Source organism: Pleurocapsa sp. FMAR1 (assembly GCF_963665995.1).
Classification (GTDB): domain Bacteria; phylum Cyanobacteriota; class Cyanobacteriia; order Cyanobacteriales; family Xenococcaceae; genus Waterburya.
The window spans coordinates 930,381-950,697 of sequence record NZ_OY762512.1; the positions used below are offsets into that span (position 1 = coordinate 930,381).

24 protein-coding genes and 1 tRNA gene are annotated in these 20,317 nt (G+C 40.6%); 5 read left to right on the forward strand and 20 right to left on the reverse strand.

Features of this window, described 5'->3' with window-relative positions; all coding sequences use genetic code 11:
- Positions 1 to 33: 33 nt before the first annotated feature.
- The 14 genes from SLP02_RS04555 to SLP02_RS04620 form a co-directional block, all read right to left on the reverse strand.
- On the reverse strand, positions 34 to 216 hold the full coding sequence (locus tag SLP02_RS04555) for a hypothetical protein (protein ID WP_319419466.1): 183 nt from the start codon (positions 214 to 216) through the stop codon (positions 34 to 36).
- 140 nt (positions 217 to 356) lie between these two features.
- The gene (locus SLP02_RS04560; protein ID WP_319423653.1) at positions 357 to 563 is read right to left on the reverse strand and encodes a four helix bundle protein; all 207 of its coding nucleotides are present in this window, start codon (positions 561 to 563) and stop codon (positions 357 to 359) included.
- A gap of 115 nt (positions 564 to 678) precedes the next feature.
- Positions 679 to 1,539, reverse strand: coding sequence for a DUF2163 domain-containing protein (locus SLP02_RS04565; protein WP_319419467.1), 861 nt, complete (start codon positions 1,537 to 1,539; stop codon positions 679 to 681).
- Complete coding sequence (locus tag SLP02_RS04570) at positions 1,540 to 1,893, reverse strand: helix-turn-helix domain-containing protein (protein ID WP_319419468.1); 354 nt, start codon at positions 1,891 to 1,893, stop codon at positions 1,540 to 1,542.
- Between the two features lie 286 nt (positions 1,894 to 2,179).
- Positions 2,180 to 2,581, reverse strand: coding sequence for a hypothetical protein (locus SLP02_RS04575; protein WP_319419469.1), 402 nt, complete (start codon positions 2,579 to 2,581; stop codon positions 2,180 to 2,182).
- On the reverse strand, positions 2,578 to 3,408 hold the full coding sequence (locus SLP02_RS04580; protein WP_319419470.1) for an arabinofuranosidase catalytic domain-containing protein: 831 nt from the start codon (positions 3,406 to 3,408) through the stop codon (positions 2,578 to 2,580). Before SLP02_RS04580 ends, SLP02_RS04575 begins: the two co-directional genes overlap by 4 nt.
- A 22-nt stretch (positions 3,409 to 3,430) precedes the next feature.
- The gene (locus tag SLP02_RS04585) at positions 3,431 to 3,715 is read right to left on the reverse strand and encodes a phage upper tail fiber protein (RefSeq protein WP_319419471.1); all 285 of its coding nucleotides are present in this window, start codon (positions 3,713 to 3,715) and stop codon (positions 3,431 to 3,433) included.
- Positions 3,715 to 4,029 (reverse strand): head-tail joining protein, encoded by a 315-nt coding sequence (locus SLP02_RS04590; RefSeq protein WP_319419472.1) that lies wholly within the window; start codon positions 4,027 to 4,029, stop codon positions 3,715 to 3,717. The genes SLP02_RS04585 and SLP02_RS04590 overlap by 1 nt, the downstream gene beginning before the upstream one ends.
- Entirely contained in the window at positions 4,013 to 4,357 is a 345-nt protein-coding gene (locus SLP02_RS04595) for a hypothetical protein (protein ID WP_319419473.1), read from the reverse strand. The genes SLP02_RS04590 and SLP02_RS04595 overlap by 17 nt, the downstream gene beginning before the upstream one ends.
- Positions 4,358 to 4,567 carry a hypothetical protein gene (locus SLP02_RS04600; protein ID WP_319419474.1) on the reverse strand — a complete coding sequence of 70 codons (210 nt, stop codon included), beginning with the start codon at positions 4,565 to 4,567 and terminating at the stop codon, positions 4,358 to 4,360.
- 12 nt (positions 4,568 to 4,579) lie between these two features.
- On the reverse strand, positions 4,580 to 6,718 hold the full coding sequence (locus tag SLP02_RS04605) for a phage major capsid protein (RefSeq protein WP_319419475.1): 2,139 nt from the start codon (positions 6,716 to 6,718) through the stop codon (positions 4,580 to 4,582).
- 37 nt (positions 6,719 to 6,755) lie between these two features.
- The gene (locus SLP02_RS04610; protein WP_319419476.1) at positions 6,756 to 8,336 is read right to left on the reverse strand and encodes a phage portal protein; all 1,581 of its coding nucleotides are present in this window, start codon (positions 8,334 to 8,336) and stop codon (positions 6,756 to 6,758) included.
- A 312-nt stretch (positions 8,337 to 8,648) separates the two neighbouring features.
- Positions 8,649 to 9,179, reverse strand: a complete 531-nt coding sequence (locus tag SLP02_RS04615; protein WP_319419477.1) for a hypothetical protein — start codon at positions 9,177 to 9,179, stop codon at positions 8,649 to 8,651.
- 78 nt (positions 9,180 to 9,257) lie between these two features.
- Complete coding sequence (locus SLP02_RS04620; RefSeq protein ID WP_319419478.1) at positions 9,258 to 11,165, reverse strand: phage terminase large subunit family protein; 1,908 nt, start codon at positions 11,163 to 11,165, stop codon at positions 9,258 to 9,260.
- A gap of 156 nt (positions 11,166 to 11,321) precedes the next feature.
- On the opposite strand from SLP02_RS04620, the gene SLP02_RS04625 reads away from it, so the two are divergent.
- The gene (locus tag SLP02_RS04625; RefSeq protein WP_319419479.1) at positions 11,322 to 11,915 is read left to right on the forward strand and encodes a hypothetical protein; all 594 of its coding nucleotides are present in this window, start codon (positions 11,322 to 11,324) and stop codon (positions 11,913 to 11,915) included.
- Between the two features lie 219 nt (positions 11,916 to 12,134).
- A complete protein-coding gene (locus SLP02_RS04630; protein ID WP_319419480.1) occupies positions 12,135 to 12,632 on the forward strand; it encodes a hypothetical protein in 498 nt (165 codons plus the stop codon).
- On the opposite strand, the gene SLP02_RS04635 is transcribed toward SLP02_RS04630, so the two are convergent.
- The 4 genes from SLP02_RS04635 to SLP02_RS04650 form a co-directional block, all read right to left on the reverse strand.
- Positions 12,629 to 13,096 carry a hypothetical protein gene (locus SLP02_RS04635; protein ID WP_319419481.1) on the reverse strand — a complete coding sequence of 156 codons (468 nt, stop codon included), beginning with the start codon at positions 13,094 to 13,096 and terminating at the stop codon, positions 12,629 to 12,631. The two genes, SLP02_RS04630 and SLP02_RS04635, sit on opposite strands and share 4 nt — an antisense overlap.
- A 218-nt stretch (positions 13,097 to 13,314) precedes the next feature.
- Positions 13,315 to 13,388, reverse strand: a tRNA-Met gene (locus SLP02_RS04640).
- A 246-nt stretch (positions 13,389 to 13,634) separates the two neighbouring features.
- Positions 13,635 to 14,207: a YqhA family protein gene (locus SLP02_RS04645; protein WP_319419482.1), complete on the reverse strand. Its 573-nt coding sequence runs from the start codon at positions 14,205 to 14,207 to the stop codon at positions 13,635 to 13,637.
- Between the two features lie 31 nt (positions 14,208 to 14,238).
- On the reverse strand, positions 14,239 to 15,447 hold the full coding sequence (locus tag SLP02_RS04650; protein WP_319419483.1) for a glycosyltransferase family 4 protein: 1,209 nt from the start codon (positions 15,445 to 15,447) through the stop codon (positions 14,239 to 14,241).
- Between the two features lie 253 nt (positions 15,448 to 15,700).
- Here SLP02_RS04650 and SLP02_RS04655 point away from each other — a divergent pair, with 253 nt between their 5' ends.
- Complete coding sequence (locus SLP02_RS04655) at positions 15,701 to 16,150, forward strand: DUF3122 domain-containing protein (RefSeq protein WP_319419484.1); 450 nt, start codon at positions 15,701 to 15,703, stop codon at positions 16,148 to 16,150.
- 120 nt (positions 16,151 to 16,270) lie between these two features.
- Positions 16,271 to 17,242 (forward strand): pentapeptide repeat-containing protein, encoded by a 972-nt coding sequence (locus tag SLP02_RS04660; protein ID WP_319419485.1) that lies wholly within the window; start codon positions 16,271 to 16,273, stop codon positions 17,240 to 17,242.
- 15 nt (positions 17,243 to 17,257) lie between these two features.
- On the opposite strand, the gene mgtE is transcribed toward SLP02_RS04660, so the two are convergent.
- Positions 17,258 to 18,631, reverse strand: a complete 1,374-nt coding sequence (mgtE, locus tag SLP02_RS04665; RefSeq protein WP_319419486.1) for a magnesium transporter — start codon at positions 18,629 to 18,631, stop codon at positions 17,258 to 17,260.
- Positions 18,632 to 18,942: 311 nt separating this feature from the next.
- Between mgtE and SLP02_RS04670 the strand changes: the two genes are divergently transcribed.
- Positions 18,943 to 19,242 (forward strand): RNA recognition motif domain-containing protein, encoded by a 300-nt coding sequence (locus SLP02_RS04670; protein ID WP_319419487.1) that lies wholly within the window; start codon positions 18,943 to 18,945, stop codon positions 19,240 to 19,242.
- A 221-nt stretch (positions 19,243 to 19,463) separates the two neighbouring features.
- On the opposite strand, the gene SLP02_RS04675 is transcribed toward SLP02_RS04670, so the two are convergent.
- On the reverse strand, positions 19,464 to 20,276 hold the full coding sequence (locus SLP02_RS04675; RefSeq protein WP_413467329.1) for a HEAT repeat domain-containing protein: 813 nt from the start codon (positions 20,274 to 20,276) through the stop codon (positions 19,464 to 19,466).
- Positions 20,277 to 20,317: the final 41 nt, after the last annotated feature.

Sequence of the window (20,317 nt, forward strand, 5' to 3'; positions counted from 1 at the left end):
CTTAAAGCTTATAGCTGGGGCTTCGCCCCTTTATTAACCCAGATAATTCTTTTGCGTAGGTAGTAAATAAAAATCTCCAGACTCGGCTACAACATCAGGAGTACCATCGACTGCATATTGCGATCGCCATTTAGCTTCCGCGCGCTCGGCGGTAAAGTTAGTATCGTAATTGGAGTTGATATTTTTATAAATACCAACTCCAAAACGATCACTCATAACTAGGTAGTGAGTAGTGGGTAAATTATTTTTCTTTTAGTTTTTTTGTTATTGAAACTAATATTTTTATTATTACTTCTATCTCAGAAAACATCTCGGTAAATTTAGCTCCAGAAGCTAAATTATTTTCAACAATTAATTCAATCCAATGAACGCGCTATGCCGATTGTTTCATTTGCCTCTTTTAAAGCTATTATATATTTTGATAAAAAGTCTTTGTTTGACTGTGCGAATTCTGCCTCGGAACAATTTGCACCTATTGAAGTACCAAAGCGTAAAAACTGTTTTAATAATATTTTACTTGCGTCATTGTAATGTTTTTTATTTAACTCTGTGTAAGCGTTAATTACTCTGTTAGCAAAATTTCTAGTTCTATTTTAAATTGAAATACTATTATTAATCATGAAAAAAATTGAACGTCGTAACTCAATTTTACCAGTGGCAAGTAGTATTTTTTGCTACTTACTTTGTCGGTGTTTCAATCGCTAAATCTGTAGTTGGAATATCAGGTTCACCATCAAAATAATAAAAGTTTTGAAACTTAGTTATACAGGCTAACTTGGTTTTATTGCATCCTGCGAGCGCCGTCAAGTTATCGCCTACGGCAATGTTAAATGGTGCTTGTTCAAACAGGATTATTTGTGAACCGACATAAAAGTCAATATCCAGGTGTACACCATTATTTGCCCCACTGGTAAAATATAAGCGTCCCCGATCCAAGTGTTTATCAGGTAGTCCACCATTAACTGAAAACACGCGCCGATTAACTACGTTAGTTACAGCTAAAAGGTGCGTGAAGTTGGTTAAATCTTTGGTACAGACATCATCACCTAGGTGCGCCCTACAGGTCTTACCAGTAGTTGTGCCGACATTATTCTCTAGTAAAGATAAGTTGCTTTTGACTTTGATTTCGTAACCTAAATTATTGCTCGTAAAATCAGCTAAATATCCCGTGGGTAACTCTATATGCTTGGGGGGATTTAAACTAAAAGAAGAAGGTAAATTTGTATAGTCCACAATAAAACGCCGTACTTGAGCCTTGGCATAGATACCACTTTGTAAGTCAACTTTAGATATCACCGCCACATCTAAAATACCTTTTAAATTCTGACTGTCCAATCTTTCTAACCCCTCACTTACCTGGTCTGCGGTAGAGTCAAAACCTGTAAAACTTTGGTAAGTTACCCCGCCGATCGCGATCATTTGGTCAAAACCCGTAAAGCCAAGCTGCGCTCCATCGGTGCGCGTAATTAACCAGCACCAGCAAAGAGTTAGAGTTTTTTTAGTTATCGCACTGGTTGAGACAGGATCTAGAATTAGCATTTAGAAGCATGAGGTGCGGTCTGGAGCGTGTGTATGAGGTATGAAGTAATGTTTTTCTTCAAACTTCGCGCCTTCAAACTTCGTACTTAAAGAGCGAAGCTCTGTCAAAGATTCTGGCAAATTATTAAAACTTTGCTTAGTCGCTACTAAAAATCTACGCATCTGAGCGACAGTCATTGTCGGTTCAGCCTGTCCTTTTTCCCAGTGCCTAATAGTAGAAACCGCCACCCCTATTCTTCTAGCTAAATTCTCTTGAGACAGTCCTACAGATAGTCTTAATTTTTTAAACGGGATATCAGTTATTTGAACCTTATCTCTAGCAGGGCGCATATTAACTTTAAGTAAACGCTTCAACTAAGTTGGCATTAATTGAGCGATCTTACCTGGGGGAAAACTCGTAACCTATAACCTATAACCTATAACTTAAATAGTTAACTTGACTGCTGTTAAATTAACCACAGGGCTATCGCCCAGAGCGCGCAGATCGTCGTAAGACAACTTCAAAGCTTTGCTTTGTGCGGTTATAGCTTGTAGGTTATAGGTTAATCACTTGGGACATCATCCCAAACCCGCACCCGCTCAAAAGTCGAGATCTCCCCAAGCAGACTGGTTAGCCGATTGATTATTTCCTGCCTAGTTGTCATTGGGATTGGGTACTGGGTAGCTTCAATTCAAAATCAGAGTCGGCAACAGCAAGTTCTTTCCAGTACCCAGGAAAAAATAAGTTAGGTATGATTTTTTTTCCTTTGTTTTGGGCGATCGCTATTTTTATAGTCTCTAAATCGTTATTGTCGATTATGCCCGCCTCTCTAAATGGTTTGAGAGCATTGACCAGTTTAACAGTACTAGCTTTTTTGCTAATCGGAAATTCATCGTCGTCTGGCATTCTTAAGTACCAATACCCACTCACAGGATGCTGTTCTACGGGGCAATAATATCTAGATACGTCATTTGGATCGGGATTAGGTCTTGATAACTGATAAAACAAAGCAGAAATTTGATAACCAAACTCCTCAGACAACACAGGGATATTAATCATCACAAATAGTAATCAATTAAATTTTGGTTGATATTAGATGTAGTTAAATTATCTATGACATCTGAAAATATTAATAACTCCGAATAAGTACCTTGCCATCCACGGTCTGGAAAATATCTGTCTTTACTAATTCGATCTGCCAACAAATTACCTGTTGTGTTAATTGAAAATACAAATGAGTTTTCAGGTATTTTTGTGTTGGCAGCCACATTAGAATTGTTAAGTTTTATAGTTCCATTTGTTATAAAAGGAGAACAATATTGTGTGTTAAAAAATACACCAGAACTTCCAGCATGAAAATCATAGTTTGTGTCACTACCCAATAAATAAGCCAAAACTTGGTTAGCCGTGCTGGAATATTCAAGTTTAAAAAAAAGAGTTCTAATATTACTTATGTCATTAAATTCAAAAGAGTTAGAACCATTGTCATCAAATAATAAAGCAGGTTTATTACTACTTAAATCAAGTTTGGGTTGATACTGAATATTAGGCTGAATAGCATGATTATTATTATCAGATTGGTCATACCATTTGACGACATAACCAGTACTAGCGCCTAAAAAAGCATCAATGCTCTCGCTATCTAAGTATCCGTTCAAAAAGCCAAAATCTTGCTCTAAATTATCGCTCTCACGCCTCAGCCTAAGACAGAAACCAGTATAAGCCGTGCTTAATTTGCGTATAGAGTACGCAATTGAAGCTATGGGAACTTCATCTAAAAGTAATTTAATAGAATCTGCTACGGAATAAACTAAATCATTACCTAAATGTATCTTTTTTATCGTCTCAGAACCTAGACAAAGCTTGTAGTTGTTATTTAGCAAAACCATACGCGCGAAAAACAACTTCCGTTTACTCGTTAATAACGTAGAGCGTAGTAGCACTCTTGGGGGTTATGGCATTATAGTCAGCTTGTGTTAAAACAATCACGTCAGTAACGGTGCTGTTACTAGAGCCAACTTTACCGTTTACGCTCTCAAAAACTATTGGTGTAACCGTCAATTTAGTTCCTTCTAACTTATGCTTGTGTCGCTCAAACTCAATATTAGTCAAATCTATTTGTTCTCCTGCGCCATAAACAACGCCTTGCTTAACAATCGTAAAAGCTGTATTTGCTCTAATTGTGTAAATAGCCATTAAAAGTCTTCTTTGAGAATTAAATTTGTCAACTTGCCATCTTCAATCGGCTGAATACCTTTAATTAAATAGTTCTTGCCTTTGATAATTAAGCGATCGCCCGATCGCAAGTCGTGAACGGAGACGGTTTCTACCAAAAAAGTAATTTGCTTTCCTTCGGACACGCCTTGCCCATTAAATATCGGGTCATAGTTGAGGTCAAGTATGCCCGATAGCTCTATTAGGGACGAGTTAGTACTGACCACAGTAGCCAAGGTACTAAATTCGTTGTCTATGAAGATAGACAAGTCTTCAGATTCAGAGATCCAGCCCATTGTTTATTTTCTTTTTGCCGAAGGTTGGACTGAGGGGTTGGGGGACTAGGGGGCTGGGGGGCAAGGGAGCAACAGGGGCAAGCTCCTCCACTCCTCTGCTCCCCTGCTCCTCCTCTCCACTGCTCTCCATCTCCTGTTGAGCCTGCCACTCGGCAAACTCAGCAGCCACAGCAGATTCGTTTTTCTCAACAGGAGCGTCACTTTTTTCTACCTTTTCGCCGTGCAGGGAAGCCTGTTCCTCGCTTAACAATATTTTCTTACCTTCGGGGATGTCCACGCCACAATGATTTAACGCGCCAGCCTCTCTGTTTATGTACCAGTTTTTCATTTACTTCTCCTTTTTGACGGTGACTGTAGTAATTTTTGGTTGTCGAGACTGATATTGTTCTTCAGTCTCAATTAAATGCTGATATTTAATTGCTTCAAATACATCTAATTCAACGGTTTCACCCATTTGAAATATTTGTCTTGACTTTTTGCCGTTGACAATTTTTTCATGGTGCAATGGCAGCGATCGCACGTAATATTTTGTTTTCATTTTTTGTAGTATTTAAGTATTTATAATGTCGGTTGCCACCACAAAATATTCGCCTCTCGTTAGATTCAAGTCCAGCATTTGCATAGCGCGAATTGAAATAATCGCTTGGTCAAATTGAGAGTAGGGATTAGCCATGAGGTCTAAACCGCTCCAGATACCCAAAAGGACATTACTAAAGTCGCCAAAGAAGGCAGCCGATAAATTGCTGGCTGTACCTTTAACTAAATTATTAGGAATTTGATTTGAGCATCTAGCACGGTAACCAGCAATCATGCCCTCGGCACTGTTGTTGCCCATTTGCCAGATCCAAGTTCCCGCACCCGTATCCTGATTTAGTTTGGTTTGCAGCTTGCCTCTGGTTCTGGCATTAACTACATAGCCAAACGTGCCTTGATTCATGGCGTTGGTCACAGCTAATTCGCTCTGCATAGCAATCACAGCAGCCCAGTCAAGCTCACCGCCGTTTGCTCCCAGGACAATACTGTTTACCTCTGGGTGGGAAATAATTCCCAATGGTTCTTCACCAGTACCAGAGCCAAAGCCGATGGTGCGGTCAATCTCCAAAGCGATCGCGCGCATGATCCGATTGCGAGTTAACTGCTCTAGGTCAATAGAACTTTGGACAGTCATCTCGTAAGTCATCTTAGAAATAACGGCAATCTTTTTAGGCGAGAGAGTAATCTTATCGAAAGTTCCCTCGTCTTCGGTGATGGTTTGTCCTTCACCAATCCAGTAGGCATTTTGATAGGTAGCTTCTCTGGGGATTTCAATGTTGCCTTGCAAATCGCGCAGGTAAGTTACCCCCATCGGTAAAAAAGCCGACATATTATATAGCTGCTCGATAAAGCGATCGCTAAGTAAGTCAGTGCTAATTAAATTACCAGCAGCAACAGGTACACCTGTTTCATAAGGAGCGCGATGAGACAGTCCGTTGCGGAGGTTCCCTCCGTTATAGGAACTGTCGAACCCGTTAGGGTAAGACACTAACTGAGACTGATCTAGGTAAAGCTTGCCCTGTGGGGGCTTGCCTATCCTTTGCTCTAAAGCCCTACTAACCTCAAGCTCTAGCCCACATTTATCGGCAGGAATCAACCCTGCTGCATAACCTACGGCACGGTTAAAGCTGTAGCTTCTGCGTTCGGGGTCGCTCATGCCTAGGGGCTTTACCCCTGTTGCCACGGGTTCTTGTTTTTGGACTGTTACTTCATCTAAATATTTAGACCTAGCAGCTTCGATTGATAAACCTGCACCTATGCTGTGTTTTGCTAGTTCAGGATTACCGTATTTTTGAGCTAGGGCATAAATCCCCTGTACTCGTTCGCGTTCGGTTTTTATTAAGTCGGTTTCGTTTATTTCAATTTCGGGCATACGGGTCGCCTCTTTTATCTCTTGGTCTTCCTTACTTGAACGGGGGAGTGGAGCCGTTTCCTCCCCCCAGTTTTCCCTCGAAGTAGATACAAAGTAACTTCGACCCACCCCCACACTTTGATCGGCTGGCACGGTAACAATAGAAGTCTCAAAAGGAGTCCATTTCTTAACGCGATAGCGATCGTAATCATCTGCCGATTCAATCAAAACTAATTCCTTGATTTCGTAGCCAATTGAGACGTTGCGAATAATCCCAGATTTAATACTTTGGTAAATCTTTTCTGCTAAAGCATGAGTATCAAAGGATATTCTGTTGTAAAGCTTTTCCCCTTCAATCCAGGCGTTTTTGATTACGCCAATATAATCATCTCGATTGTGATTAAACAATACATTTGCTCCATCGTTAAAGCGAGATAGGTCAATAGAATCACTGCTATGCTCTAACTCTTCGTAGCCAAACCAGCGCAGGTAAGGCGTACTGCTGCTTACAGATAGTTCAATGGTTCTTTCTTCTGTTACCTCAGCCTTTTGCAGAGGAATAAATCTAGTTTGGTGCTTATTTATGTGTCTATATAATTTATTAGGCTCTGGATCTATCGGGAAAAAAGCATCTCCTAGATCTTCCATTAATATATTTTTCATAAAGTGCGATCGCGGTTTTAGCTCATCACAATCTAAAGTTCCCGAAAGCCAAAACCTAAGCTTATTTTTAGAGGCTTTTCTCCGTTCTTGCCAAAAACCCAAATAAATTGCATCTTTTCCGCCGAAGAGGCTATAAGCCATACAGGACAAATAATACAAGGCGCATAAGCATTTATGCTTAGTGTTCCCAGTTAGTGTTCCCAGGTTTTTGCTCTTCTGACACTGGGTTTATAGCTATCCCATCAAAATTAACGGCAATACCGTTTTCTTCCAAAATTTCTCGTTCGCGGGCGATGGTTTTAATGCTCTCTTCAAAATCCTCTCCTTGTTCTGCATAAACTTTAGTCAGGCTAGTCATGCCCCCAGCCAAGCTTGCCAAAGTAGCCTGTACTTCTTTGTTGGGGTCAACCCAACTCCAACCGCGACACTGCCACTTGATAGCTGCGTAGCGTTTGGGGCGTAGTTCGTAGTCAGCAAAGTTTAAGACCCCTGAGAGTACTGCCATATCTAGCCAGCCATCAGATTCTGGATTGCCTAATAGGATTTCGCGGTTGAAGTTACATACAAACCAAGCCTGCAAAACCTTATAGCGATCGCGTGCGGTGATTAGAGATAACCTGCTGCTTGAATAGTTAGATTTAGAGTAGTCATTAGATATAGTCTCGTAGCTTGCGCCAATCCCCGCGCCACTGGCTCTTAGCTGTGCTTCGATAAATGCTACTAGGTTAGGATTTGGTCTAGTGGGGTCAAGTAGGTTGAACTGTTCTCCCTGTGCCTGATAGCGGATTATCCCAGGTTCAAATCTTTCATCGGCGGGCAAAGAACTATTGTCACCTTCTGTTGGTTCACCCAATAGGTCAGAATCAGGAGTAGTTACAATACCCATTACGCAGGTAGCCAGCTTGGCTGCAAGCTGCTCTGATTCCTCGTAGTCCCCCACGTTTTTCATCCTGCAAAGAGTGCTATACAGAATCGGCAAGCCTCGAAGCTGGTTAGGGCGATCGCTAAAGTACAGGTGGATAATTTCTGATGCTGGTATACGCTCTAATTCTCTTGAAATTACTCCACCCCGCCCCTGCCATAAATCCCCTGGATGCTCCTTGTAAAACCAATAGGCTACAGGACGCTGCCAACGGTTGACCTCGACTCCCATGACTATCTGATTACCTGCCCAAGATTGGTTGTGGTCTTCGGCACACTGATCGGCTTCAATTATCTCTAAAGTAAAGGGAACGGGGGAATTAGAAAAGCTCTGCTTGACCTTGCGGATAAAAACTTCTCCCGACTCCAAAACCGACCTGAAGGCAAGCTGCTGTATCTCAGGGAAAGTAAGCTGACCTGCGGTATGACACCACATCTTTTCAGATGCCCAGTCATTCCATGCAGATTCAATCAGATCGTTAACGCGATCGTCATTCAACCCCCCTTCGTCCCCCCTAATAGGGGGGATGCCTTCGGCAGGGGGGTTCTGTCTTACCTGTGCCTGAAAACCGATACCCTGATAAACAACGTTATCAACTAGCCTGCCAATTACGCCTCTAGCATAATCATTATTGCGACACAGATCGCGACTGCGACCCCGCAGGGTAGTTAGGTCACGCCAAATATCGGCGTTAGCAGAGTTTTGGGTAGACAGCCAGTCGCCATAGTTACGTCCCCGTCTTGCTCCGTCGTATCTACGTTTACTTTGAGTACGATGTTCGATTGAATGCCTTGGGGGAGTGTTCCATAGTTTCAGAGCGAAGTTGAGCAAACCCATATATAACTACCGTTGATAACTGTAGTTAGAGTTCCCCCAATCCCCCCTTATTAAGGGGGGCTAGGGGGGATTGAGAATAGGATAGTTGAATTGGTTTTTTGTCTTTGGTCTGAATTACCAACAGGTTTTAAAAAACTTGGTCTACAGGTCAACGTAACGGAAAATGGCGAATCAATAATAATTTACAACGGTCACCAACAATATGGGTTAACCGATATCGATCCACCTACAAAAGCCGTCATGATTTGTGCTGCTCTCTCTGGCTCATTCAGAATTGGCTTTTATTTTCCTCCGCGAAGTGGAAAGAATTATCTAAGAGCGGAAACTGACCCCAACATTCCGTCCGCCAATAGAAGATTTGTTTTTAAGTTTAGCTATGCGATTTCTCAAATATTTCTGACGCTCGTAAAGGCTGGCTAAATCGTTATAGCGAACTTTTCGAGTACCGATATAGTATTCGGCTACATTTTTGCTAGATAGTTCGGCGATCGCTTTGGTTAATAGTTCTAGTTCAATCTCATCACTGAATCTAGCCTCAAACCCAGTAGAAGCTCTGGCTAAATCTTGAATAACCATTATTGACCCAGTAGCAATGGTTGTCCTCTCGTTGCCACGAGTTACCATTGCCTGCCAAGAGTAAGTTCCAGGAAGTAAATTAGCACTCTGGGTTGAGGAGATTTGAGTTTGGTAGTTTCCATCATAGGGGCTAGCGACAAGATCTAAGACAGATTCTCCACGTATAGCCCAGGATAATTGCCATTCGGTCGGGGGATACTCTGGTAAGGTACTAATCCATTTTTTGAAGTCGCCAGATACGATTGATTTGGGTGGGTTTAGGAGCATTTTTTAACAACAATAGACACAACCCTTATTTTTTCCCTATCAACTCAGCTATGTATCGATTTTTTTAATTTTTGTTTTCTAACCTCGCCTTCTTTTTCTTGTCCTGCTCCGATTAACGTTCGCGCCCTCTTTTTTTGGTTCGGAGCTTTTGCCATTAACATCTGCGTTATTTTGAGGCGCGGAAATATTCTCAGGCTGTTGAGTCTCTAAATTCTTTTTGATCGTATTCCAGTTTACTCGACTAACTCCGCAAAGGTGAGCAGCAGCTAAAGCGTAAACGGAACAATCTAACGCCTCGTTACGAACTCCTGCTAGTACTTGCCAAACTAGATAAGGTCTGCCATTTTTATGCTTTGTTACCTGCACCTCGCTACAAAATCCCTCGTACCAGTTTGTATCTAAGTTATTGGCAAAGTTTAAATACTTAGCTCCTGGTGTTTCTATTTGCGACCTGCTGTATAGGGTTTCTTTAGCCAAATCCACGCCGATTTTATAGAGCTTGATAGCCGCCTTTATCTTCTCCCCGCGATAGTTCACCTGCTGAAGCGTGGGAATTGACACCAGTGGTTTGTCTCCAGATACACCTTTAATGGCAAACCAATGAGATGCCTTAAACTTACGTACCCAGTGATAGACTTCTTGAGTTAAATATCCAGAGTCAACGCAAGTGGCTCTAACCCTTAATTCGCCACCCAATACGTGAGCATAGTTTTGAGAAGTCAGATGATAAAGCTGTTCCCACACATCGCTAGAGAGCGGATCGCCCATTATTTTCTCATAGCGAACTACATAAGCCTCCTCCCCGCGTCCCCAACCCCAAATGGCAACCTCAAGGCGATCGGCTTGTACATCTACTCCAGCAGTTAGCATCAAGCATCCATTTGGTACAGTACCAGTAGAATAATTTGATTGTAGCCCGCGATCGCGTAACTTCTGCCAGTTTAATCTTTCCCCTGCCACGCGTTCAAAAGGCAGTCCTAGAGTGGCGTTCCAGAATACCTGTAGCTTTTGGTGGTCATCTTTACTGCTCTCGTAATCTAGGCATAAATCAATCCAGCCGTTCCAGGGAGAATAAAAGCGATTGATATGAAAACCAATATGCCTGGGGTCTTTTGCTTTGGCTGTGGCTTGCCATTGCCCACTACGCAACATTTGTGCCTTGTCTTTTTCGGCTATGGGAGCATTACAGCTTTGACAGATATAGTAGACTCCTCCTAAAGGGTCAGCATCACTCGTGTCTTTACCCGCATACTGAAACCTGTCCCAAATCAAATGCTGACGATGCCCACAGTGAGGGCAGGGGACAAAATATCTGCGTTTATCCGATACGTTCCACTCATCCTCAATTCGCGAATTCTCTTTGATACTGGGAGTGCTTACTAGAAATACCAGCCAGTTCCAGAATGTCTCTGTCCGTTGAATCGCTAGCTTAACTGGGTCGCCTTCTTTTCCTGCCGATGCTGGATACTTATCAATCTCATCGCCAAAATAAGCACGGATGCTCATTGATGCCAGGGAGCTAGGAGAATTAGCACCAGCCAAGCGTAGAAATCCTCCTGCAAACATCTTCATCAAAATGGTGGAAGTGGCATTTCTTGACTTTTGAACTACCTTTTTAGCGACTGGCTTAACGTTAACTATCGCACTAGCTAACTTCTCCTTGCTAAACATCTCCGTCATAGCCGTAGTCGGGTGAGTCATCATCATCGAGCAAGGGTCGAGGTCAATCAGATAGCAGATAATCATCAGCAAAATGATTGTCTTGCCTATCTGTGCGCTACACATCAAAGTTACCTTTTGTACGCGGGGTTCACAGACGGCATCTAAGATACCCTCTTGATATGGCGCACGGGTTACACTCCACTTCCCAGGCTCTGCGGATGTTTCGGGCAATTCAAAATTCTCGACCCCCCATTGGGAAATTAACTGTCTTTTAGGTGGAGTAAATTCTGTAAAGGCACGATATAAAAGAGATGTAGCTTTCATCCCTTAAATTTACTCTGTTTATTTACCTGGGCGGTGCGATCGCGATCGCGGATAAATATGTGGCTGTCCAATAATTTGAATGCTATCATTATCGGCGCAAGGCAGAACGTAGCTGAGCGTATCGAGTCTAAGCAATTAATAATAGTGTATGGGTAAATGGCAAAAAAAATTGAGTTAGAAATTGAATCGTTGGGTACTTACTCTCAAAATAAGCCAGTTAGCGTCGAAAAGAACAAAAAAGAATCGCACGATGACTATGAACAGAGAACCTGGATGTACAGAATGCACTGGGACGATGACGACCGCGTTTTTATTCCCCCAATGGCATTTAAGAACTGTATCTCCGAAGCAGCTAAATATCTGAGCATAAAAACTTCAGGTAAAGCCACTTTTACCAAGCATTTTAAAGCTGGTGTCTTGATTGTCGATCCTTCAGTTCTTAAAAATCCGCAAAAAGAACAACCAATTCTCAAAGACTCAGTTAGAGGCGACAGAGTTTTTGTTCCCAGCAACGGCATAGCTGGTGGAGGATCGAGAGTCTGGAAAACTTTTCCCTGTATCGATGCCTGGAAAACCAGTTTAACGGTGCTAATACTAGACGACATTATTACAGAATCAGTCTTTTTAGAACATATTAATCAGGCTGGTCATTTAATCGGTGTCGGTCGCTTTAGACCAATTAACAACGGCTACTATGGCAGGTTTAAGGTCAATAACCACAGTTGGTATGATAGCTTAACTGCTTCTTAGCAAAGCAAAGCCCAGCCTAGCCGAATCCAGCACAGTGAAGCGAAATTTAGCAAAGCGTAGCGAAATTTAGCGAAGCGGAGCGTAGCAGAGTACAGCCAATCAGATCTGAACAAGTCGAAGCAATTATTTCAATCTTTTTTGTCTTAGCATAGCAAAGCAAAACTCAGCCAAGCGTGGCAAAACGTAGCATATCCCATCCCATCAAACTAATTCAAAGCGATGAATCCTCTTAAAGTCCTTCCAGAGACATCTTTGCTGGTCAACAAGTTCAAGCAAACTAAAGCAGGAGAAATATTGACCTACGAAGAGATGAGCAAATGCTTAAACTTTGATATCAAAGATAAAAGGCACATATTTTATTCGGCAGCCAATATAGCCAGAAAAGAGGCAAATATCGAACTTGTTAACATATCTGGAATTGGCTACAAAAGATTGCCCAACAATCAAATTGCCAAAACTACCCAAGAAAAGTACCAAGAAAAACTTAGAAACGACAACCTAAGCTACTGTAGCAAACTCCAAAGCATACAGGTAAAAGATTTAGGCAAGGCAGAATATACTCAATACCTATCTGCTCAAGCTATTTTAGTTGTCAGACAGGCAATCTCTGATGATTTTGTTAATAAAAAAATCGAGGCAGCGATCGCCAACGATCCTAATAAAATACTTAAAAGTGCTACTCAAGCAGTAATTGATAATTTGCCTAGCTTTTATTAGTCTTCTCCCCCCAATTCAACCAACGCCTCATTAATGACTTGTGCAAGCCTTGCCTGTATATCTTCGGGCTTATCCATACCAGACAATTCTAAGGCTAATTTAGCAGGAAGATTTATAAACTTTGCCTTAGTATTAGCGATCGCATTTTTCCACAAGTCCAGCACTTCTCCTGCATCTACCAACTTACCTTCTAGCAGATCGGCTTTCATGTTTTTAATTCTGGCGATCGCCCTACGTTCGGCGACCTCCTCTTTTAGTTTCTGCAACTGTAACTCTGCTTTGGGATTATCCTTTAATCCCATCACCTCATCTTCTAATTGAGCAATACGATGTCTCAGAGCCGAAATTAACCCATATTTGCCCTCATCTCGCTCCAAATACTCTTGGGCTGCCCAATTCTCAATCGTGCGGTAGTGTACGCCTACTGCCTTTGCCACTTCTGCTGCCGACAAATATTGCTCCATGAACACAATATGCCCAAGGTGCGTTTTGAGTAACAAAGGACTTGTCCGCATGTAGCTTCATACTCAATCATTCACCGCACCACCACAACCCCTCTCAAAATTTTTTGCACCTAAAAACGTACCGCGGATTTCCCAACTGCATATGTTTAGGTTCAGTAAGTACCTTTTTAATTAGATCGAATATAGATCGCACTCTTTTAATCAATCTTTCAAACTAGTGTCAGAGGGGAGACTTGAACTCCCGACCCCCGGCTTATGAGTCCGATGCTCTAACCAACTGAGCTACTCTGACTAACGGATTACTAAAATATATAGTAGCAAAAAAAGTCACAAGATAAAAAGTATTTATCTAAAATTTTTGCTTGTGGTAATTTGATTTCTAATTTTTGCTCGTTGAAAGATTCGACAAATTGTCAAAATCATTGCTGTTTATCTATAGATAATTACAGCACTTTTCTCTTTATTTTTGTACAAAAAACTTGTTGTCAAACTTACAATTTTAACAATAGGTGTTACAAGCAAAACGTTGCAGTTATTCTCAGCTATGAGTCTTATTATGATCTTTTATGGTGCGATTACTTTGTGATTTGGTATGGCTCAAATGGAGTAAATACTGGCTGATAGAAATAAGTAAAATTGCCAAAGCAACATAAATTACATCACTCAGTTTGCCGAGTTCGATACTCAGCATTTGCTTAAATAGGCTGACAATTAGAGCAACGACAATTACATTAACTAATTTGCCTTTTAGTTCTTCTAGGCTGGCGCTTTGCAGAATACTAGAATCATCTTGATGCTTGATTTCTATTTCTGAAATAAATAACTCGTAAATACCAAAAGCGAAAATTAACAAAACAATGCCGATGAGATAATAATCTACACCCCCAATGATGTAGGTAACTGTCTTAATCGTCATTTCCGCCTCTGGATGTTGAGGATCTAATGTCAGAGTTAATCCTGCCCAGATATCTACAGTGCCGATCAAGATCAAGCGTAAAGCACTGAGTAAACTAAAAATAACTGGAATTAGAATGAAAAAACGAAAGTTCCAAATCAAGCTTTCAAAAGTTAACTCAAGCTTTCTAAATTTTCCTGTTGTCTTGTTTTTCATTAATGCCCATTATGATTAGCAATCATTAAATTTATACTGAATCTTTAACCCATTGTAGATGTTGAGGTAATAGTTTAGCTAAATCATAGTTTTCTAAGATAGTTTCTCTAGCCTTGATGCGAATGACTGCCATCTGATCGCGATGATCTAAAGCTTCTATAATGCGATCGCTCGTCTGCTCGGGAGAGAAGAAATCAACCAGTAAGCCATTGACCCCATCTTCAATTACTTCGGTTACAGGGGCGGTATCAGAAGCTACAATCAAACAACCCGTAGATAAAGCTTCTAACATCGACCAAGAAAGCACAAAGGGACGGGTAAGATATATATGCGCTGAAGAGGCTTGTAACACCTGAAGATATTCGTTATAAGGTAATAAATCTGTAAAGTGTACTCGCGACTTATCTAAAGAAAATTGCTCTAACATTACCTTTTTATAGGTTTTACCATCAGGTAGGCTTTTGCCATAAGCAACGCGATCTTTGCCCACAATGACAAAGTGACATTGTGGTCGTTTCTTTTGCAGGATGGATATAGTTTCAATTAACTGGGGAAAACCGCGATAAGGCTCCATTCCTCTGGCGACATAAGTAATAATTTCTTTTGCGCCCGTAAGGTCAAGATCAATACGAGGTAAAAATAACTTAGCATTTAATATGGGTTGAAAATATTCTGTATCTATACCGTCGTGATGAACTTTGATTTTGCTGTGAAACTCTGGGGGAAATTGCGATCGCTGCCACTTTGTCGGGGATAAACCGCGATCGCAAGTTGCTAGATCTAGTAATATTGGCGCATTTTTAATTCTGATTCTCGCTTCATCATCAGCGTTAATTGGATCGCTGGGGTCAAAGCTAGCATCTGAGCCATAAGACTTATAAAACCATTCAAAATAGCAAAGCAAAGTCGCTTTTGGGAAAATGTCCTTCATAAATAAAGTGGGTCCCCAGCCAGAATGTCCGTAAACAACATCAGGATAAAAACCCCGATCTTTTAATTTTTGAGCAACACGATATGCTCCTTGAGCTTCTAAGACTGCATTTTCTAATGGTCGGACATAATGATGAGTCTCAGGGTGAGCAGTGCGTGATTTCTCGTAAACTACTTTAGTAACTCCCGCTATCTGACCTTCATGGCGATTTGTGGCGTATACAACCGTATTTCGTGGATCTTGTCCCAAAACTGTAGCTAAATGACGGAATTGAGCAGGAAAATTAGGATGTAAAAATAAAATTTTCATGACTAAACTACTCGGCTGATCTAAAAGCTTTTTAATTCGCCTTAATTCTATCCTTTGTCCAACAGACTGCAATGAATAAGTCCTTATCCTTTGTTATTTACCCTTTAATTTATGACTCTGCGCGATCGCATTTCTAACTTGAATTGATTTCACTATCAAGAAAATTAAGTTTATTATTTAAATAATAAAATTTTCATCTTATTTTCTCTTGATTTTATTATTTAATTTGATTCTAATTTTTACCATAAGTTCTTTGAGTATTTGTTTTCCAGCGACGGCATTACTCAGACAACATCACGAAATGCCAAATGTTTTACGTTATCATGCTCAAGATTCTTTAAAGGATCGCGATGGCAACACATGGCAGGTGATATTATTTCCTGACAGCCTCAAGACTTCTGAAACAAAGTATTATTTACGTTTGGTAGGATTTCCTGGCATCAAATCTTTTAATCATCCTCAGTCTTTAGAAATTATTACCTCTCAAGGAAATGTCCTTACCGCAGCAGATGCTTATCCTCAGTCTGCTCCTGCCCCTAACGTTGGTCAATATGATTTCACTCCCATAATGCTTGATTTGCCATCAAAAGGGAGTTTGAAATTAGCAGTTGTCCTCAAGGAAAATAACGAATTATCTCTAAAAATTCCTAACCAAGTCCTAACTGAATGGCAGCTATTAAGCAAAGAAATTGAAGTTCAATAGTTTAATTATTTCCTCATCGCTTTGAAAATTCCTTTAAAATTCTCCTGTTATTTTAGGGCGGCGATCGGGAATTATAAATTTATCCCCATCGCCAGTTGTTAAGATAGCAATCTAAATTTAATGAATGGAGAAGAGTTATTATTACTTTACAAACAGGGTAATAAAGATTTTAGCCGTGCCGATCTGAGTCAAATACAGATTATGCAGGTGGAATTGATTGATATCGATCTAAGTCGAACGGAATTGGACTGGGCAAACTTCAGTGGTGCTAATCTATCTAGAGGTAATTTCAATCGCGCTAATCTAGCAAATGCTCGCCTGATCAAGGTAAATTTAGCAGGAGCAAGCTTAAACAGTGCTGATTTAACTAATGCCGATCTTAGCTGGGCTAATTTAGAAAATACTTCTTTAATTAGAGCCGATTTAAGCAACGCTAATCTTAGTCAATCTTTTTTTCGGGATGCTAATCTTGCCGATGCAAACTTTAGCAATGCTAATCTCAGCCGAGCTAATCTTGCGGGTGCTAATCTTGCGGGTGCTAATCTTGCGGGTGCAGACCTTACAGGAATAGACTTAAACGGTGCAAATTTGACTCGTGCAGATTTGAGTGAAGCTAATTTAACCAATGCAGATTTAAGTTATGCCAACTTTAATCGAGCCGACTTAAGCGGTAGCAACTTAAGACAGTCAAGTTTACAGCAAGCAATCTTAAAGGGAGCGAATTTAAGCTCAACTAACTTACGTAGTGCCATACTTGCTGGGGCAATATTAAAAGATACTGATGCAAGTAATAGTAGTCTGGCTAGTTTATCTCAATTGAGTTTGGCTACTCTTGAACCAGGCAATAAGACTGATTTAAGTAATGCTAATCTCACTGGAGCTAATTTACAAGGCGTAAATCTGCAAAATGCTAACTTTAGATTTGCCTTATTGTTTAAAACTAATTTAGAAAAAGCCAATTTAGAGAATGCTAGTTTAATCGACGTATATTTACGTGGAGCTAATCTTAGAGGTGCTAACCTAAAAAATAGTGTCCTAAGTGGCATTAATTGGACGGGAACAACTATGCCTGATGGTACGATTCATCCTTAAATCAACGATAGATAGCTACAAGCCTAAAATAGTTTTGGCGATATAAAAGTAAATTAATACTCCTAAGACATCAACGGCAGTAGTAATAAAAGGTGCAGACATCAGGGCTGGATCTAAGCCAAAAGAGCGGAATAGAAAAGGTAAAGCCGAACCCGCAACGGAAGCTAAAAGTGCGATCGCAACAAGGCTAATGCCTACAGACACGGCTACTTCTATACTCCCCTGAAGAAAATAAGCCCAAACCGTTGCCAATGTGCCTAAGATTAAACCTAATAATATTCCCGCAGCCGCCTCGCGAAAAATAACCTTTCCTGCCCCCATGTTTTGAATTTCTTCTGTATTTAAACCACGAATTACTACTGTAGAAGACTGTGCGCCCACGTTTCCTCCCGTCCCCGTTAACAAAGGGATAAAAGCAGCTAAAATAACTACCTGCTTTAAAAGCTCTTCATTATAGCGAATAATTGCCCCAGTAACAGTATTGGTAAGTAAAAGTACAAATAACCAAACTACTCGGCGACGAGCCACTGTAAGTAAATTGGTTTGAAAATAGTTGTCTTTATCAGACTGTACGCCACCTAAGGCATAGATATCTTCTGTGGCTTCCCGTTCAATAATATCAATCACATCATCAACGGTGACAACTCCTACTAACCTTTCCTCGCTGTCAACGACGGGCAACGCCAGAATATCATAGCGTTGAATAGTTCTTGCCACTTCTTCTTGATCTGTATCGGTATGAACAAAAACCACGTCACGAGTCATAATTTCTGCCAAAGTTGTTTCGGGGCTGGCGATCACTAAATCTCTCAAGGAAACAATTCCTGTTAGCTGTCGCGATGTATCGCTTACGTAGAGATAGTAAACCACCTCTGAGGCATTAGATAAGCTGCGAATTCGCTCTAAAGTCTGGCTAACGGTCAAATTCTCTTTTAAAGAGATATATTCGGGGGTCATGATGCGCCCCGCGGTGTCTTCCTCGTAACCGAGTAAAATAGCTGTAGCTTGTCTTTCTCCTGGGCTTAACTGTGACAATAGACGACGGACGATTTTAGCGGGTAGTTCATCAAACATTCTAGCGCGATCGTCAGGAGACATTTTATCTACAATGTCTAAAACTTCTTGGCGTTTGAATTCTTGAATTAGTGCTTGTTGGACATCAGTATTTAGATATTCATAGACTTCGATCGCCTCGGCTTTTGATAGTAGGCGAAAAGCAATTAATTGGCTTGATTCGGGTAAACCTTCAATTGCTTCGGCGATGTCTACTGGCTGTACAGGAATTAAAAGAGATTTTGCTCCTTGCAGGTTGCCACTTTCTAGTAATAATTCTAGTTGCGATCGAACTAACTGTCGTAATTCGTTGTGTTTAACTCCATTTGGTATCATACATTACGTCCAATAATACAAACTTATTATTTTTTGATTTTTACTATTCTTTTAAACCAATAAAATTTAGTTATTCAGTTGTTCAAAGTATTTATAATCAAATCCTCTACATTTTGGTATTTTTTAAGATTGTTTTCCATCTTGAGATGAATCCTTTTATTTTGGCTGTGTTAACCTACTAAAAAGTAGAGATTTCGATTCGGTAAGCCTGTTTATTTTAATTTGTTATAACCTCTCGGCTGCATATAGATTGACAAGCTTTCTGCCGAAATATCTATCCCAAAATAATTTCGTTAATCAGGAGACAATCAATGTCAATCTATGTAGGTAATCTTTCTTATGAGGTCACTAAAGAAGATCTTACGACTGTTTTTGAAGAATATGGTACTGTATCTAGAGTATCTCTTCCTTCGGATCGTGAAACAGGTCGTCCTAGAGGATTTGGATTTGTAGAAATGGGCAGCGAGGACGAAGAAACAAAAGCAATTGAAAGTTTGGATGGTGCAGAATGGATGGGAAGAGAACTGAAGGTTAATAAAGCAAGACCTCGCGAAAATAGCAAAGGTGGTGGGGGTAGTCGTCGTTTTGAAAGCTCTCCTAGTAACTACTAAATTCTAGTTTCAGAAAATCATTGTTTTGAGAAATCATTGTTTTAAGACAATGATTTTCCAAGTCAACAGTATCTGAGTTTAACTGATATGACTCAGAACTGTTGATTTTCTGTTCAAAATTGTTTATTGTCTACGATGTTTTAAATTAAAGCTTTTGCATAAATATTAGGCAAAGCGATCGCCTTATTTAAAAATTCTTGATTTATAGGTTTTATTTACAATTATAAAAGTGAATCCATCAAATTCATTATTTCAATACTAGCTTGAGATATTTCTGAGCTATCATGTTGTAAATCAGCTTCAAGCAATCCTTTTAAAGCAATCAGCTTCATACTGTTTTCAGCTAAGGTATTGGCGATCGCTTTTCCTGCCTTAATGTATCCCACTGCACCCAAATCCATTAAAGCAGAACGTCGTAATTGTAAATCGTTCCCTTCTAAAGCTGCGATTAAAATTGCACCATATCGATCTTCTTTGGTTAACTGATACATCGCTCTTGCAGCAGCATACTTTACCTTGTCCGTTGTATGACCTGTAAACGGCTCAATTAGCGCAATGGCTTCCGTAGCCCCTAATGTTCCTAATGCCTCAATTACTGCTTCGTAAGGCTGCACCAAATGGGGTTTTCCAGCTACTCTAGTAGCTGCTGCTACTCCTCCCCTTAATAGCTTCATCAAACCCCGAATACAACTTTTGTCACCCAACATTTCTAAAGCTTGAGCAGCAGCTTCTCTAACGTAAAAATCAGGAAACTCCAAACAGCGAGTTAATGGCTCGACTGCCCTGCGATCGCCTAATTTTCCTAATGCTCTAGCAGCATTACGGCGCAAAGGGTAGCCTCCGTCTGGAGCGCGATCTTGTTCATCCTCTAATGCCATCAATAAAGTGGCGATCGCTTCTGACTCTTTAATGCGAAATTTTCCTAACCACCATGCAGCATAATAGCGTGCGCCTAAATCTTCTTTTTGCTTCAAGTTGGCGATCGCTTTTTCTACCGTTAACTGCTCTGCCTCATTTCTTTCCTCATCCTTCATCCTTTGTCCTTCATCCTTTAACATGACAATACTCAGAGAAG

Coding starts and splice junctions, on each gene's coding strand:
- SLP02_RS04610 (WP_319419476.1), bottom strand. CDS start 8,336: ATGGGTTTGCTCAACTTCGCTCTGAAACTATGGAACACTCCCCCAAGG.
- SLP02_RS04595 (WP_319419473.1), bottom strand. CDS start 4,357: ATGAAAAACTGGTACATAAACAGAGAGGCTGGCGCGTTAAATCATTGT.
- SLP02_RS04660 (WP_319419485.1), top strand. CDS start 16,271: ATGAATGGAGAAGAGTTATTATTACTTTACAAACAGGGTAATAAAGAT.
- SLP02_RS04635 (WP_319419481.1), bottom strand. CDS start 13,096: ATGGAGCAATATTTGTCGGCAGCAGAAGTGGCAAAGGCAGTAGGCGTA.
- SLP02_RS04590 (WP_319419472.1), bottom strand. CDS start 4,029: ATGGGCTGGATCTCTGAATCTGAAGACTTGTCTATCTTCATAGACAAC.
- SLP02_RS04615 (WP_319419477.1), bottom strand. CDS start 9,179: ATGCTCCTAAACCCACCCAAATCAATCGTATCTGGCGACTTCAAAAAA.
- mgtE (WP_319419486.1), bottom strand. CDS start 18,631: ATGATACCAAATGGAGTTAAACACAACGAATTACGACAGTTAGTTCGA.
- SLP02_RS04645 (WP_319419482.1), bottom strand. CDS start 14,207: ATGAAAAACAAGACAACAGGAAAATTTAGAAAGCTTGAGTTAACTTTT.
- SLP02_RS04625 (WP_319419479.1), top strand. CDS start 11,322: ATGGCAAAAAAAATTGAGTTAGAAATTGAATCGTTGGGTACTTACTCT.
- SLP02_RS04565 (WP_319419467.1), bottom strand. CDS start 1,539: ATGCTAATTCTAGATCCTGTCTCAACCAGTGCGATAACTAAAAAAACT.
- SLP02_RS04600 (WP_319419474.1), bottom strand. CDS start 4,567: ATGAAAACAAAATATTACGTGCGATCGCTGCCATTGCACCATGAAAAA.
- SLP02_RS04630 (WP_319419480.1), top strand. CDS start 12,135: ATGAATCCTCTTAAAGTCCTTCCAGAGACATCTTTGCTGGTCAACAAG.
- SLP02_RS04585 (WP_319419471.1), bottom strand. CDS start 3,715: ATGGCTATTTACACAATTAGAGCAAATACAGCTTTTACGATTGTTAAG.
- SLP02_RS04605 (WP_319419475.1), bottom strand. CDS start 6,718: ATGGCTTATAGCCTCTTCGGCGGAAAAGATGCAATTTATTTGGGTTTT.
- SLP02_RS04580 (WP_319419470.1), bottom strand. CDS start 3,408: ATGGTTTTGCTAAATAACAACTACAAGCTTTGTCTAGGTTCTGAGACG.
- SLP02_RS04555 (WP_319419466.1), bottom strand. CDS start 216: ATGAGTGATCGTTTTGGAGTTGGTATTTATAAAAATATCAACTCCAAT.
- SLP02_RS04650 (WP_319419483.1), bottom strand. CDS start 15,447: ATGAAAATTTTATTTTTACATCCTAATTTTCCTGCTCAATTCCGTCAT.
- SLP02_RS04620 (WP_319419478.1), bottom strand. CDS start 11,165: ATGAAAGCTACATCTCTTTTATATCGTGCCTTTACAGAATTTACTCCA.
- SLP02_RS04675 (WP_413467329.1), bottom strand. CDS start 20,276: ATGAAGGATGAGGAAAGAAATGAGGCAGAGCAGTTAACGGTAGAAAAA.
- SLP02_RS04670 (WP_319419487.1), top strand. CDS start 18,943: ATGTCAATCTATGTAGGTAATCTTTCTTATGAGGTCACTAAAGAAGAT.